Origin of the sequence: Brevibacterium picturae (assembly GCF_900105045.1) — a bacterium.
GTDB lineage: Bacteria > Actinomycetota > Actinomycetes > Actinomycetales > Brevibacteriaceae > Brevibacterium > Brevibacterium picturae.
The window spans coordinates 2540825-2554771 of the sequence record NZ_LT629739.1 but is presented as its reverse complement, the minus strand read 5'-3'; the positions used below and the strand labels follow the sequence as shown (position 1 = coordinate 2554771).

Annotated in this window: 10 protein-coding genes; 3 read left to right on the top strand and 7 right to left on the bottom strand. The window is 64.7% G+C overall.

The window, feature by feature from the left end; translation table 11 throughout:
* Nucleotides 1-155: 155 nt before the first annotated feature.
* The 5 genes from BLT92_RS11815 to BLT92_RS11795 are packed head-to-tail and all read right to left on the bottom strand — an operon-like array spanning nt 156 to nt 8297.
* The gene (locus BLT92_RS11815; RefSeq protein WP_092105880.1) at nt 156-1319 is read right to left on the bottom strand and encodes an MFS transporter; all 1164 of its coding nucleotides are present in this window, start codon (nt 1317-1319) and stop codon (nt 156-158) included.
* Nucleotides 1316-2617, bottom strand: a complete 1302-nt coding sequence (locus BLT92_RS11810; RefSeq protein WP_092105878.1) for a Wadjet anti-phage system protein JetD domain-containing protein — start codon at nt 2615-2617, stop codon at nt 1316-1318. Before BLT92_RS11810 ends, BLT92_RS11815 begins: the two co-directional genes overlap by 4 nt.
* A gap of 15 nt (nt 2618-2632) precedes the next feature.
* Nucleotides 2633-6097, bottom strand: coding sequence for an ATP-binding protein (locus BLT92_RS11805; RefSeq protein WP_231938792.1), 3465 nt, complete (start codon nt 6095-6097; stop codon nt 2633-2635).
* Complete coding sequence (locus tag BLT92_RS11800) at nt 6094-6837, bottom strand: DUF4194 domain-containing protein (RefSeq protein WP_092105876.1); 744 nt, start codon at nt 6835-6837, stop codon at nt 6094-6096. Before BLT92_RS11800 ends, BLT92_RS11805 begins: the two co-directional genes overlap by 4 nt.
* Entirely contained in the window at nt 6834-8297 is a 1464-nt protein-coding gene (locus tag BLT92_RS11795) for a DUF3375 domain-containing protein (RefSeq protein ID WP_092105874.1), read from the bottom strand. Before BLT92_RS11795 ends, BLT92_RS11800 begins: the two co-directional genes overlap by 4 nt.
* A gap of 201 nt (nt 8298-8498) precedes the next feature.
* Here BLT92_RS11795 and BLT92_RS11790 point away from each other — a divergent pair, with 201 nt between their 5' ends.
* Nucleotides 8499-9560 (top strand): phosphatase PAP2 family protein, encoded by a 1062-nt coding sequence (locus BLT92_RS11790; RefSeq protein WP_231938791.1) that lies wholly within the window; start codon nt 8499-8501, stop codon nt 9558-9560.
* A gap of 31 nt (nt 9561-9591) precedes the next feature.
* Here BLT92_RS11790 and BLT92_RS11785 read toward each other — a convergent pair whose 3' ends face one another.
* Nucleotides 9592-10584, bottom strand: coding sequence for an Lrp/AsnC family transcriptional regulator (locus BLT92_RS11785; protein ID WP_092105871.1), 993 nt, complete (start codon nt 10582-10584; stop codon nt 9592-9594).
* Nucleotides 10585-10722: 138 nt separating this feature from the next.
* Here BLT92_RS11785 and BLT92_RS11780 point away from each other — a divergent pair, with 138 nt between their 5' ends.
* Both BLT92_RS11780 and BLT92_RS11775 read left to right on the top strand, forming a co-directional pair.
* Entirely contained in the window at nt 10723-12198 is a 1476-nt protein-coding gene (locus BLT92_RS11780; RefSeq protein ID WP_157691430.1) for an MFS transporter, read from the top strand.
* Nucleotides 12195-13409 (top strand): amidohydrolase, encoded by a 1215-nt coding sequence (locus BLT92_RS11775; protein ID WP_092105868.1) that lies wholly within the window; start codon nt 12195-12197, stop codon nt 13407-13409. The genes BLT92_RS11780 and BLT92_RS11775 overlap by 4 nt, the downstream gene beginning before the upstream one ends.
* A gap of 35 nt (nt 13410-13444) precedes the next feature.
* Here the strand turns inward: BLT92_RS11775 and BLT92_RS11770 are convergent, their stop codons facing one another.
* On the bottom strand, nt 13445-13918 hold the full coding sequence (locus tag BLT92_RS11770; RefSeq protein WP_092105865.1) for an MmcQ/YjbR family DNA-binding protein: 474 nt from the start codon (nt 13916-13918) through the stop codon (nt 13445-13447).
* Nucleotides 13919-13947: the final 29 nt, after the last annotated feature.

Genomic DNA, 13947 nt, shown 5'->3' with positions numbered 1-13947 from the left:
TGATCGATTGGGCAAAACGCTGTGATCCCTGGGTTCAGGGTCGAACGAGGCCGCTGATCAAGGAGAGGCGACTCGTCTGAGAACATGACAAGCGATTTGTCACGTTGGCGAAACGTGTAAAGAAATCGCCGATTTTTTTACACGTTTCGTCGGATTCACGTCTTCGCCGACAGCACCGTCGCCGCGGTCAGCAGCACGGCCATGACGATCGCCATCATCGGGTAACCGCCGACGACCCCGGCCAGAGCCGGGCCGGCAACAGGAGCCAGTGCGGTGCCGACGGTGATGGGAGCAACGAACACTCCGTTGATCGCACCGAAGTTCTTGGTCCCCCACCGGTCGGCGACGGCGGTCGCCTGCAGCAGCGTGATGCAGCCGCGCACACCGCCAGCGAGCATGCCGATGCCGATGAGCAGCCAGATCGGGCCAGGGACGAACGCCAACAGCCATAACCCGATTGCCCCGCAGGCGAAGAGCAGCACGGTCCTGGCCCGCGAACTGGAACGACGCTCAAGAGCAGGGTAGAAGAAGCGTCCGGTCACCTGGCCGAAGCCGACGAGACCGAGGGCGATCGCCGCGAGTCCGTACTCGGCTCCGCGTTCGATGAGGAGCGGAATGATGTTGATCGTCACCGCGAAGAGGGTGAAGGTCGACAGTGCAACGGCGATCTGCAGGACGATGAACCGCGTCGATCTCGTGACCCTCCGGATCTCTGTCCGCGATGGTGTTCGTGACTGTCCGGCTGCCTCGTCGGTCCAGCTGCGGTTGAGGAAGAACCAGTGCATCGGCAGTGCCGTGACCGCCAGGATCCCGGCGAGGATGATATAGCTCGTCCGCCAGCCGCAGGAGTCGATGAGCCAGGCGATGATCGGGGCGAACACGGTCGAGGCGAGCCCGCCGACGAGGGTGATGGTCGTCAGCGGTTTGACTCGGTCGGACCCATACCAGCGGGTGACGACTGCGAAGGCCGGCGGGTAGAGGGTCGCTGCCTGGGCGAACCCGGCTAACACCCAGGCTGCGAAGAAGGCGATGAGGTTCGGCGCCGCCGCCACCAGCAGCAAAGCCACGATGCCGATGACCGTCCCGAGGCTCATGAGTGCGCGTGGCCCGTGCGAATCCAACAGCCGTCCGACCCGCACACCGGCGAGGGCGGAGACGATGAGCCCCACGGTCAGCGCGGCTGTCACCGTTGTATGGCTCCACCCCATGTCCGCGGAGATCGGTGTCACCGCTACCGGCAGCGAGTAGTAGAGCAGGCCCCAGCTGGCCAGTTCGGCAACGCACAGAGCGGCCAAGCCACCGCGAGGTCGGTCGGTCACCCCTGTTCCCCTGTCGGGGCCGCAGGTTCACTCGCCGAGGTTGTCGGCTCCCCCGCCGAGGCGGTCAGCCGTTCCAGCGCCGTGTCCCAGGGGATGCGCTCCTGTTCGAGGCGAACATCGCCCTCGGCGCGCAGGCGGGCGAGCGCACGGGCTTCCGTCCCACTGAGACCCGAGAATTCTCCCCGGTGCGGTTTCGGTTCCTGCACCCACAGGTCCCGGTGGGCGGTGAGCGTGCCTTCGTCCATGAGCGTCGATTCCACGTGCGGCAGGTGAGTGCGCAGTCGCGAAAGGATCGCGAAGCCGTGCGAGTCGAGATCGCCCCAGTAGATGACCCGCGCCCTGTGTGCCCAGGCCAGGCGGGCGACGTTGTCGACGGCGTATCCCGACCCGTGCACGGCCACAGCATCGGCCCAGTCGGGCATCGCGAGCACGGATTCGAGGTTCTCGAACACGAAGACGAGCCTGGGGGCGATCGTCAGCTGACTCAGTTGGGGCGCCGGTGCGGTGATATCGCCGAGCCCGGACGGCATGAGATCCGGGTCGAGGATGCGCATTCTCATCCGTGGTTGGGCGTCGAGGACGTCGACCGCCTCGGGCCGCCCGGCTGCCGTCAGCAGAGCTGTGACCAGGGAGCGGTGCGTTTCGAACCATTTCGAGTCGACCCCGCGGATGGGCAGCTGCCGTGGTCGCAGGGTTCCCACCGGGTGGTCGCGCAGCCATGCGACGACGCTGAGGAGGGTGTCGAATTCCGCCTGCCCGAGACCGAGGATCCGTTTCGCATGAGCCTTGATCGCCGGGCCGATCGGATCGACGATCCGATCATTGTCGGCCTCACCACCGGTGTCCTCGACAGTCGCCGAGATGGCTGGGTCCTGATCGTCGAACCGCGACCTGATCGTCTTGGTCCGCTCCCGCAGGCGACGCCATTGCCGAGCCTCGTCACCACCGACGAATCTCGCCACCGCATCCGGTGTTCTCAGACGCAATCGGAGTGGGATCTGTTGGCGCCCGACCCTGGCCCAGGAGCGTTCGGTCCAGTCGATGATCGGGCCGTGAGGGCTCTCCGCGTCGTGCAGATTCTCCGCCGTCGAATCGTCAGCGCCCGGGGCGGCGATCTCCCGCCAGCTCGCGGCCCAGTCCATCGCGGCTCGCTGGTCGTCGAGCACCTGCTTCTCTGTCGGCGGGTGCAGTGCGATCTCAACGGCTGTCGGGGTGGGTTGGGTGGCCCAGGTCGACATGGACGAACGCAGGCGCGTACGAGCCTTCGCCCGTGCCTCGGCGACGGTGAGCATCGTCATCGACGCCTCACCCGGTCAGTTCTCATCGTCATTCTCACCCTTGCCTGCAGCAGCACCGGCGGCCGCTTCGTCAATGTCACCTTCGTCGCAGCTCTCCGCATCGCTGCGTCCCGCATCTGCGCCCTCCGTGTCCCAGACCATGGTCGAGGCCAGTGTCTTCTGTCGGCTCGGGTTCTCGATCGAAGTCGCCGCGCCGACATAGGGCTCGATGGTCTGGAGGAGCTTCTGCGGGGTGGCCAGGACCATGTGGAACCCGAACTCGATGAAGATGTCGAGCGCCATGCGGGTGTACCTCGTATCGGCCTTGTCGAAGGCCTCGTCGAGGATGATCGTGCCGTACTTCGAGATCGCCTCATCGGGGTCGGCCAACTGGTAGCGCAGCGCCGCCGCGAGGCAGAAGATCACGAGCTTCTGCTGCTGGCCGCCGGACATCGCGGCACCTGAATCGTAGGTGGCGTGGGCACGACCGTGATCGTCGATCTCCTCGGCCAGGAAGGACACATGCAGACGGGTGTCGAGGCATTGGTTCTTCCACACCTTGTCCACGTGCTCGCTCGAGGAGAACCGGCGCATCACCTCGGCGAGGGTGTCGTACTTCTCCTCCGCGGTGTCCATGTCCTCCTCGCCCCAGGTGCCCCCGGCGACCTTGCGGAGGTCGGCGATGAAGGCGTTGACGGTCTCACTGCGTCGGGTCTTGACCTTCAGCCGCAGGTAGCGGCCCTCGTCGAACTGCGAGCGCAGCAGGGAGGAGTTGATCGGAGCCACCCGGTCCTCGATCTCGCGCGGGGCGGCGTGGATCTCGTTGAGGAGCTCGCCGATGAGGTCCCGGGAACGTTGGCGCAGCAAGTCCCGGAATCGGTTCTCGTGATCGGGCAGACCGTGGGCCAGGATCTCGTCGAGCATGCTGATGTAGTCGTGGCGGTCGGCGACATCGGCGGTGAGGTCGGAGGCCACCGAGGACCAGGCGGCCTTGAATTCGGCTGCCAATCGGGTCACGGCCTGGCCTGCGTCACTCGCCGCTGCCTGTGCCTTGTCCTTCTCTGCCTGCAGGGCCTGGGAGACCTGTTGGCCGATCTCCGGCAGAGACTCGCGTCTGATGCTGCGCTGGATACGCGTGAACCGGGCCTCGAGCTGTTCGGCGATCGTCGGATCAACCTCGGGAATGCGCCCGGCCGCGACGTCGTCCTCGAGGCGGTTGAGGCCAGAACGCAGGCCGGTGATCTCTTCGTTCGCGCGGCGCAGAGCGTAGTCGGAGTCCCGCGTTGTGGCCTCGGCGGCTTCCTTCGCGGCACGGGCGTCACGTTCGGCGCCGATCGCCTGCTGCAGGTCGCCGTCTGCGTCCTCGAGTTCGCGCAAAGACTTCTCGAGGCTCGCAATCGTCTCCTGCGCTCCGGCGAGGTCGACGTCGCGCCAGGACTGTTCGCGGATGCCGGCGAGGATGCCCTTCCGGCGGTTGGCCTGCGCGGTCTCAGCGTTTGCGGCCTCGACGATGGTTTGGGCCTCGGCCAGTTCCGTCTGGGCTTCTTTCAGGGCGGCGATGAGCGCTTCGAGCTTGCTTTCCCGATCACCGAGGACCCACTGGCTGCGGTCGTCGATGCGTCGCCGGTCGTCTTTCTCATAGCGGGTGCGGGAGGTCTTGACCTGCCCCTTGATGGTCACGGCACGGGGATGGTCGTCGAGTTCCTCGGGATTGTCGACGCAGGCGAAGTCGAAGCGTTCGGACAAGGTGGAGCGCACCCATTCACCGAACCCGGTATCGGCCACGCTGACCCGATTGACCAGGGATTTCGCGCTGTTGACGGGGCGTGGCTTCGGCGCCTGGGCGGGGATCTCCTCGAACACGAGTCGTCCCCTGATCCGGTGGGAGTCGACCCAGGACCGGACTGCGCCGAGGTTCTCGCTGCGCACGAGGACCGTGAGCGCCAATGGGCGCAGAACGCGTTCGATCGCCCCGGTCCAGGCTGCGTGCTCGGGGTCGACCTCGATGAGTTCGGCGGCGAAGGGCAGCGCCTTCTCACTCAGTCCGGTGCCCTCGGCCAGTTCCTGTCGGATCTGGAGCAGGTTGTTCGGCACGGTCGAGCCTGATCGGCGCAGGGAGTCGATTTCGGCTTCGATTTCCCTCACCTGCGCTCGAGCTTTCGAGAAACGGTCGTGGTCGGCGTGGCTGGGTCCCGCGGCCTGCGTTTCCTCGTCGAGTGTGGACGCGATCTGGGTCTGGAGTTCGGCGAATTCCACCGCCGAGGCGGGCACTCGTTCGATGTCTGCCTGCTTCAGCTGTCGCTCGAGGCTGGCCCACCGATCGGCAATCGCGCGACGTTCGGTTTCAGCAGTGTCGATGCGCTGCTGCAGGTGCTCGGCCTCCGAGCCGCCGAGTTCGAGGGTCGCGCGCCGGGCGAGGTCGTATTCGTCGACCGCAGCGTCGTAGTCCTTCTTCGCCCGGTCGGCAGCGACTTCGAGTTCGACGAGGTCGCGGCGCAGGGCGGAGAGGTCTGAGCGCATGAGGTCGAGTTCGCGCCGCTTCTGGAACGGCAGCAGGGAATCGTTGAGGGAGATCGCCTTCGCCGCGGACTCATGAGCGAAGTCGTATCGGTTCGAGGCCTCGCGCAGTTCGAGCAGGTGGTCGCGTTGCCGGCGCAGTTCGACGACGTGATCGTGGGCGTCCTTGAGGTCCCCGAACTGGTTGACTGCAGTCTCGGCCAGATCGAATGTGACCGGTGGTTCGAGCATGTGATCGCGGAAGAGGCGATCGAGGCTGTCGAGGCTCTTGGCCGACTGGGTCCTGTGCAACAGCTGCAGCGCCGATTCGCTGGCCATGCCGAAGACCTTGCGCATCCGGGCATAGAACCTGGCGTGGGACCCGTTCGAGGTGATGAGGGCCTCGGGGTGGTCGGACTTGAGTTTCCTGGTCTCGAGACCGCTCCGGGCGTACTGCTGCAGGTCGGCCAGATCGAGGCCGGCCCGTTCGAGAATGCAGACATCGGACAGGTCGGTCATCTTCGTGCCCGAGCCCTTGATGAAGAAGAGCCTGGCCAGTGACAGGGGCCGGTCCGTGCCGTTGTCGTAGCGGAGGATGATGCCGCTCCAGGTGGCACGCGGGCGCAGGTACTTGCTGACGACCCGGTCCTCATCGGAATCGGCCGTGCGGGTCCACGCCCCGCGGACATAGCTGACGAGGCTGCGCTGATCGATGCGGCTGCCGGCAGTCTGTGCGGCGACGTTGAAGCGCAGCCACTTGTCCGGGGTGAGGACGGCGGCGATGCCGTCGAGCAGCGAAGACTTGCCCGAGCCCGAGGGCCCGGTGATGAGGTGACCCGTGTGGGAGACGGGGATGCGGTGGATGTCCGCGTCGAACGTGCCCCAGTTCGCGATCTGGATCTCGGACAGCCGCCACTGGCTGCCCACGTCGGGACGGTGGGCGCCACGGGCACGAGCCTGGTCCGCGATGAGCGCGGCATCGATCGGGAAGAGGGCCTCGGTCATGCTTCACCGTCCTCAGGCTCGTTATCGGTCGCGTCGCCGGGATCGGATTCGTCGGTGTCCTGTGAACCGGGCCCCGCCTCGGCGATGGAGCCCTTGGCCTCGCCCGATGCGATGCGCTCGTAGACGTCGATGAGTTCACGCACCTGGTCCTCGTCGATGAGGAACTTGACCATCGGCGAGATCTCGAAGCGGTCTTCACCGGCCTTGTGGAGGACGCGCAGCCGGTTGCTCATCCGGTTCCACGCACCGTTGAGGTTGCGTTGGAACGTCGACTCGTCACCGGTGCGATAGATCGCGAGGCGTTCGTAGACCTCCTCACGATCGATGATCACGCGCTGTTCTCCGGGCGCGGCCAGCAGCAGTTGGCGCAGGACGAGGAGCATGGCGGTGTCGAGGAAGGTCAGTCGTTCGCTGCGCACGGCCGCCGGCACATTGACTTCGTCGGTGACGACCTTGCGGGTGAAGGCGAATTCGTCGATCTTGTCGATGACGAGCTCGAGGAACAGGTCGTGCAGTCGTGAGCGCACGATCCCTTCATCGGCGACGAGGGCCGACCACAGCTGCGGGCTCTGCGCACCGGAGACGTAGGGGCCCTTGAGCAGTTCGAGCAGGACACGGCGGGTGCGTTCGCCCAGGGTGCCGGTGTCGGCGAACCAGAGCGCGCTCGGGTTGCGGGCGGATTCGTCAGCCGCGGATTCCTGCGCCGCGACGTCGGTGGCGGTGCCTGCGGGATCGCTCATAGTGTGATGCCTTCGGTGAAGTAGTGGCGGCGGATCGTGGCGCTGCGGCCGATTCCGTCGACCCCAGACCATTCGAGTCGGTCGCGTGACTCGGGGTCGACATGTCCGTAGGTGCTGGCCAGGGACAGGAGGCCGACGACGCTGGCCAGGCCCTGTGAGGCTGGGAAATGGTCGAGCACCTCGGCGACGGAGACCTGACCGGTCCCCCGGATTGCCCTGTTGACGTTGTCGGACAGCTCCGAGAAGTCGATCTCGGATTCCCGGGCCACGGCGATGAGTTCGGCGAAGTCGACTTCGATCTCCTCGGCCTCGCCCAGTTCCGCACCCGCGTCGAATTCGGTGGGGTCGTGGAGGACGACCTCTCCGACGCTGGCCAGCCCCACGCTCGAGAGCTCAAGATCCACGCCGAGGTCGTCATAGGGTTTGCGCACCTGTGAGACCGGGGCCGCTGCCGCCAACGCGTCCTGGATCAGGGTGCGCATGACGCGGTCGCGTTGGAATTCGTGGGAGTGGACGTAGCGGCGCAGTCCGCGGGCGAATTCGGAGAGGATGTCCGAGACCTCGCGGGAGCCGTCCTTCATCTGCCGCATGAGAGTGCGCAGCGACCGGCGGGTCTCGGCCGTCAGCGTCGCCGAGAAGTCACGGTCGAGGATGGCCGCGATGTCCTCATCGAATGCCGAAGCCTGCTCCGGGTCGCGGACGAGTGCGGAGAAGGCGGAGAACGTTCGGCCTTCGTCGGAGGATTCGATGAGGTCGACGCCGCGGAACACCTCGTCGAGTACCTGGGACTGGGAGTCCTCGGCGGCGAGGATCGAGATCCGCAACTCTTGGTTGAGCTCCTCGAAGCGGGCGCGGACCCGGGCGAAGTCCGCGGGCAGGCCCTGTGCCTGTTGGAGGATGTCGCCGACGCGTTCGTTCGCGCGGCGCCGGTCGAGGACGATGGAGCGGGGGTCGCCTCGCCTGACGCGGGCGATCTCTGCATCGATGCGGTCGCGTTCGGCCCGCAGGGACGCCAGGCGGCGGGAGCTGTCAGGGTCGGTGTCGATGGCCAGCTGCCGCACCGACTGGGCGAGGCTGACCAACCGCGATTCGGTCGCGGTCTGAGGTGGGGTGCGCAGCTGTTCGAGCATGCGGATGGCGTCGAATCCGGCCGCGGAGAGTTCGTAGGTCTCACCCCTCGCCGAGGTGGCCGGGCGTCTCACAAGGATCTCTGCCCGTCGCCAATCGTCGCAGTAGGCCTTCGCCGTCCGTGTGGACAGGTCGAAGTGGTCGCGCAGCTCTTCGAGGTCGGAGTCGATGGACTCGTGCAGGTCTTCGGTGGACACACGGGTGCCGGGCTTGCCGAGGTGAGTGCCCAGCGTCGCCGCCATGACCGGAAGATGGTCGGCCCGCAGCATGCGCAGTGTGGCATTCGTATCGAGCAGTCGCCGGTAGGCGAGTGCGGAGCTGAGGGCGGACATGTCACCTATTGTCTGCGCCGGTGGGGTCCGTTGCCAATTTCGGGTTCGCAATCCAATGGGAGCCGAACCTCGCATGCCTCAGATGCAGGGCGGATCACCCGCATGTCATCGCTTGTTGGGCCATAGTTCATGATTTGTTCAGCTCGTGACTCGCCCCACAGGATTCGGCATAACGATACGGAATTGTTATATCGTGTGCCGATGACTCGGATACGACGATGGCCCTACACCTTCGCCATGCTGCTCTCCATCGCTGTCGCGATGATTGCGCTTGCTTCTTCGATCCATCTCGGTCGACCGCTCCGGGACCCGGACGGATTCCTCGGCCCAGCCTATATTCGGCTGCCGCTGCTGGCGCTGCTGTTTTTCGGCGGCGGCGTCTTCATCGACGCTGTGCGAACGAGCGGGTGGAAGCACCTGCCCACCGGGATGCTCAATGTCGTGAAGAACGAATGGAGCCTGCGCCGAGCGCTCTGCATCACCGCGGGCATGCTCAGCTTCTACATCTGCTATGTCAGTTATCGGAACCTCAAGAGCGATCTGCCGATCTACCGCGACGATGTTCTGTTTGACCAGCAGCTGTCGCAGTCCGACCTTTGGCTGGCCGGGGGAATCAATCCTGCGGTCTTCCTGCACGATCTGTTCGGCACCGGGTTCATGGCGGAAGTTCTCTCCTTCGTCTATCTCGCCTACCTTCCACTCATTCCCATCAGCCTCGGGGCTGCCCTCATCCTCAGTCGCAACCTCGCCATCGGTGCTTGGTATGCCACGACGCTGAGCCTCAATTGGGTGCTGGGCACGGTCAGCTATTACATCCTGCCCGCCCTGGGGCCCGCGTTCGCCCGGCCCGGGCTCTACGACAGCCTCACTGAAACCGGAGTCAGTGATCTGCAGGATGCCCTGATCAACACGCGTCTTGACTATCTTGCCGACCCCATCGGCAGCGGAGAGATCCAGGGAGTAGCCGCCTTCGCCTCTCTCCATGTCTCGGTGACCTTCGCCGCGGCCCTCTTCATGATGTACACCCGTCAGAAGCCTCTCTTTCAAGCTCTGACCTGGATCTTCTTCGGGCTCACAGTTTTGGCCACGCTCTACTTCGGCTGGCACTACATCGTCGACGACATCGCAGGCATGGCCATCGGCTGGGTCTCCGTGGCCCTGGGTGCCTGGGTCACCGGCAACGGAAGACGACGGCCTCGACCGCTCGCGCTTCTCCGCGAGGCCGACCGCAGGCAGGAATCAGCGCTTGCCGAAACCGCCTGAGTGGCGAGGGCTGCGGCCGGTCCGGGGTCGTCTACCACCAGGTCACTGGAACCGTGGTCAGCCTCTTACCGTCGGTGCCCAGGATCTGCCCCATCCGCTTATAGGGGCGCAGCGCCGCATTGCGTTCGACGACTCTCGCTCGCGGTGCAATTCGGAGAACCTTCGCCTCATGGTCCTGCACCTGACCATAGTCGTGAACCCACAGGGTGGCGGTGAAGTTCGCTGCAGCCAACACCTGCGAGGACACCCGACACATCGGATCGGCGGCCACCGCGGCCCCGACCTCGTCGATCAAATCGATCGGAATCGCCCAGTCGATGACGACCTCCTGGAGCCCCGACCGCTCCAGAGTCGAGGTGTCGGCCCGAAACGTCATGAATCCAGACTCGAGGAGGCTGGTGATACGACGCTTAGCCGTCTGTGCCGACACTCCGGCGTCGTCTGCGATGTTCTGCCATCCGGCCCGCCCATCGACGGCAAGGGCCTCAAGCAGCCTTGCATCGACAGCGTCAGGAATTCGCTGGCCGGAGATCCGCGGAGCCTCCGATTCGAGTGCTCTGCGCACCGGTGTCTCGAGAGCCCCTGAGCGCCACTGACTGCCCAGGCGGTACATCTTGGTGATCGGATCGATTCGACGGCGGACCACTCCGGGCAGTCGTGGAAACACCTCGGTGAGCAGTCTCATGGACTCTTCGACCGAGGTGGCGAAGCAGTCGACGAGGAATTGGTTCTCCCCCGACATCAACAGCACCGAGGCGAAGCTGGGTTCCGCGCACAGGCACTCGGCCAGCCGGTCTTGTTCACCGACGTTGGCTGCGATGGAGAGGAACGCCGACCAGCCGATCTCGTGATGTCGCGGACCGGGTGAAATCGTCACCCACGCCTGACCTGCGTCGACAAGGGCCTCCCACCGTCTGGCGACCGTGGCCGGGGACAGCTTCAGAGCATCTGCCAGCGCCGTGAATTCGATCCTCGGCTGAACCTCGAGGACGTTGACGATCGCAAGATCGGTCTCATTCAGCATGCTGGCCTCATTCAAAGTGGATGATTCGACTTATTATCGATCAATTCATGGAAGATTGCGTCCAATTTCCAGTCTGCTTCGCTGCTGACAATAGTTTTGGAGATGGCAACCTGCATTCATCGTCGAAAGTACTCAGCCATGGACTCCACATCGCACGACACCGGCACGCACGGTATCGGCACGCACGGCGCGTCCGCCCCGCTCCCGTCAATCACAGGCACCCGGAACGGATTCGTCGGCGTTCTTGCGCTGATGATCGTCATCGAATCGCTCAGCGGAGTCGTTCAGGGATATCTCAATCCCATCCTCCCTGCGCTCGGACCTGTGTTCGACATCGATGCGCCCACGATCAATGGGATCTTCCTCATCTCCAACATCTCCTTCGCGGTGTTCACGCCGCTCATCTCCCGCCTCGGCGACAGCTACGGCTATCGTCTCGTTCTTCGCGGAAGTACGGTGATGGTGGCCATCGGCGCTCTGCTGATGGCCTTCGTGCCGAGCCTGCCGACGATCATCCTCGGAGTCGTCCTCATCACCGGCGTAGTCGGATTCATCCCGCTGATGATGGGCATTCTGCGCATCACCCATCCTGATTCGATCCGCACCGGTGTCAGTTACCTCATCGGCACGCTGATGATCACGATCGGCGTCGGCGGACTCATCGCCGGCATCCTCGGTGCCATCAACCCGCTCCACGGATTCTGGATCGGCGTTCCCTTCGCTCTGGCGGCCCTCATCTGCTCGTTCTTCCTCCCTGATGCGGGTACTCCCACACATGAACCACTGGCACTGGCGCCGATGAGTGCCTGCCTCATCGGTCTCATAACCTTCGTTGCCGGGTTGTCGCAGGGACCGGACTTCGGATGGAAGAATTGGAAGACCATCGCACTGCTCGTCGTGGGTGTCGGTCTGCTCAGCCTCTGGGGACGGCTCGACTCCCGGTCATCGGAATCGACTCGACGTTTCATCGACCTGAGGTTGTTGAAACGACGCTCTCTGCGCAGCGTCTCCCTCGCCACCTTCTTCTTCGGATTCGCCTCGATCAGCTACTTCGGCACCAATGGAATCTTCCTTAACTCCGAGGTCTCCGCGGCAGGGTACGGGTTCGGCTTCTCACCGATGCTCATCGCCGTCGTGCTCGCAGCCGCCTCGGTGCTCTCACTCCTGTCCTCCGTGGTCACGGCTCCGCTGATGTCTCGCTGGTCGGAGCGGAATGCGCTCGTCCTCGCCGGAGGGATCCTGGCGATCGGCTTCGCGGTGATGATGCTCGGCCACGACAGCATCGTCGCCTATATCCTCGGGTTCGGACTCTTCAACCTGGCGCTCGGTATGTACCAATCGGCGACACGGGCACTGTCGGTCGAGGGTGTTCCCGTGACAGAGACCGCCGGTGCAGCCGGACTCAACGAGTTGGCGCTGTCGGTCGGCATCGCCGTCGGTGCCGCTGTGATCAAGCTGATCTCCTCGGCGACGGTGACTGATTCGGGCACCATCTCCCCGACGGGTCTCACTCTGATCTGGTCGAGTCTGCTGGTCGCCGCGCTCATCGCCGCGGTCGCAGGCTCTCGCTATCCCGCCACTATCAATCCCACAACGAAGGAGGCCGCGCTATGAGTTCCGTCTTTGCCCGCTCAGCCGCAGCCGAGGCCGCAGTTGATACGCCTCCTCGGTCCACTGCCGACACAATTGCTCACGAGATCGAAGATCACCGCGCACTGCTGCTCGACTTCAGTCACGCACTCCATGCCGACCCGGAGGTCAGCGGCGATGAGCATCGCGCCGCCGAGAGGACCCGTTCGATCCTCCGGCGGGCCGGTTTCGCCTTCGATGATATTCAGCCCAGTGCTCCGACCGCGCTGAGCGCGACATTCGGCACCTCTGACTTCGTCGTCACCTTCTGCGTCGAATACGACGCTCTTCCCGACATCGGCCATGCGTGCGGGCACAACGTCAACGCAGCGGCGGCTCTGGGTGCCGCTCTGGCGCTGGCTCCTCTGGCCGATGAACTCGACCTCACTGTTCATGTCTTGGGCACGCCGTCTGAGGAGGCTCATGGCGGCAAGATCGACCTCATCGAGGAGGGGTTCTTCTCACGAACTCATGCCGCGGCCATGGTCCATGCCTCGGCATATGATTCTGCGGGCAACTCCTCGCTGGCGCTCAACGCGTGGAAAGTCACCTACACCGGAGTCGCTGCGCATGCGGCCAGTGCCCCCGCCGCCGGCATCAACGCTCTGGACGCGGTTCAGATCGCGCAAACTGCGATCGCTGTGGCACGCCAGCAGCTGCCGCCGCGATCTGTGGTCTCGACAGTGGTCACTCGCGGAGGTGACGCCGTCAACATCATTCCCGATCACACGGAGCTCATGGTTGAGATGCGCTCACCGCTGGCAGAAGATCTCGAGGTCATCAGCGACCGGGTCGACAAGTGTCTACGTGCCGGGGCTTTGGCCACCGACTGCGAGATCACCGTCGAACCGCAGGGCCACGCCTTCGCCGATCTGCGCCAGAACGACGGTCTGGTGCAGGCCTACGTGGCAGCGATGGCCGAACGTGGGCGCGATGTCCCCACCGACGCCGAGGCGGTCGCGTCGACGGACATGGGCAACGTGTCCCATACCGTCCCTGCCATTCATCCGCTGATCGGCTACGAGGTCAACGGAGCGGTCAATCACAACAGGGCATTCGCCGATCACGGTACGAGCGCCTCGGCGGATTCGGCTGTGCTCGACGGAGCTTATGGATTGGCACGGGCGATGGCCATGGCAGCTGCGGATGAGGTGCTGCGCGAGCGGCTCATCGAGCGGCACCGAAACCATCACTGACGGGCGGGCCCCGGACTCGGCACAGCCTCACATCGCTACCACTGCGCCTTCTGCTCCTCACCCCTTTCGCCGAAGGTCTCCGGGTCCACGGGGCGGTCCTTCTTCGCCATCTTCGCGACGACGAGGCAATAGGACTCGAGGACGAGGTCGTGGAGAAGTTCCGCGTCGAGCGGGGTCCCGGCATGGCCGCCCTCAGACTGGCTGTCTTCGTCACCGGCGCTTGCACCAGCACCGTGGTCGGTACCGCCACCAGCCACGGTGATCCAGTGCTTCTTGTTCATGTGGTATCCGGCAGTGATCTCCTCATAGGCGTCGCGGAGCACCTCCCGGTCGAGCGGGTCGATCTTGAGGTTCATGCTGGGCGCGCCGCGCAGATCGAAGAACATCATGAACATCTTCCCGCGCACCTTGTACACGGCGTACTCGGGGCCGAACGGGTACTCGATCTCCACCAACGGGTATTGGATCGCCTGGTTGTGGGCGAGGGTGAGTACGGTGTCAGGATCCATGCCTCGGAGACTAGCAAACGGTCATGACA

What these genes read in the sequence shown, in the direction of transcription:
- BLT92_RS11770 (WP_092105865.1), bottom strand. Translation starts at nt 13,918, where the DNA reads ATGGATCCTGACACCGTACTCACCCTCGCCCACAACCAGGCGATCCAA.
- BLT92_RS11780 (WP_157691430.1), top strand. Translation starts at nt 10,723, where the DNA reads ATGGACTCCACATCGCACGACACCGGCACGCACGGTATCGGCACGCAC.
- BLT92_RS11810 (WP_092105878.1), bottom strand. Translation starts at nt 2,617, where the DNA reads ATGACGATGCTCACCGTCGCCGAGGCACGGGCGAAGGCTCGTACGCGC.
- BLT92_RS11795 (WP_092105874.1), bottom strand. Translation starts at nt 8,297, where the DNA reads ATGTCCGCCCTCAGCTCCGCACTCGCCTACCGGCGACTGCTCGATACG.
- BLT92_RS11805 (WP_231938792.1), bottom strand. Translation starts at nt 6,097, where the DNA reads ATGACCGAGGCCCTCTTCCCGATCGATGCCGCGCTCATCGCGGACCAG.
- BLT92_RS11775 (WP_092105868.1), top strand. Translation starts at nt 12,195, where the DNA reads ATGAGTTCCGTCTTTGCCCGCTCAGCCGCAGCCGAGGCCGCAGTTGAT.
- BLT92_RS11790 (WP_231938791.1), top strand. Translation starts at nt 8,499, where the DNA reads ATGACTCGGATACGACGATGGCCCTACACCTTCGCCATGCTGCTCTCC.
- BLT92_RS11785 (WP_092105871.1), bottom strand. Translation starts at nt 10,584, where the DNA reads ATGCTGAATGAGACCGATCTTGCGATCGTCAACGTCCTCGAGGTTCAG.
- BLT92_RS11800 (WP_092105876.1), bottom strand. Translation starts at nt 6,837, where the DNA reads ATGAGCGATCCCGCAGGCACCGCCACCGACGTCGCGGCGCAGGAATCC.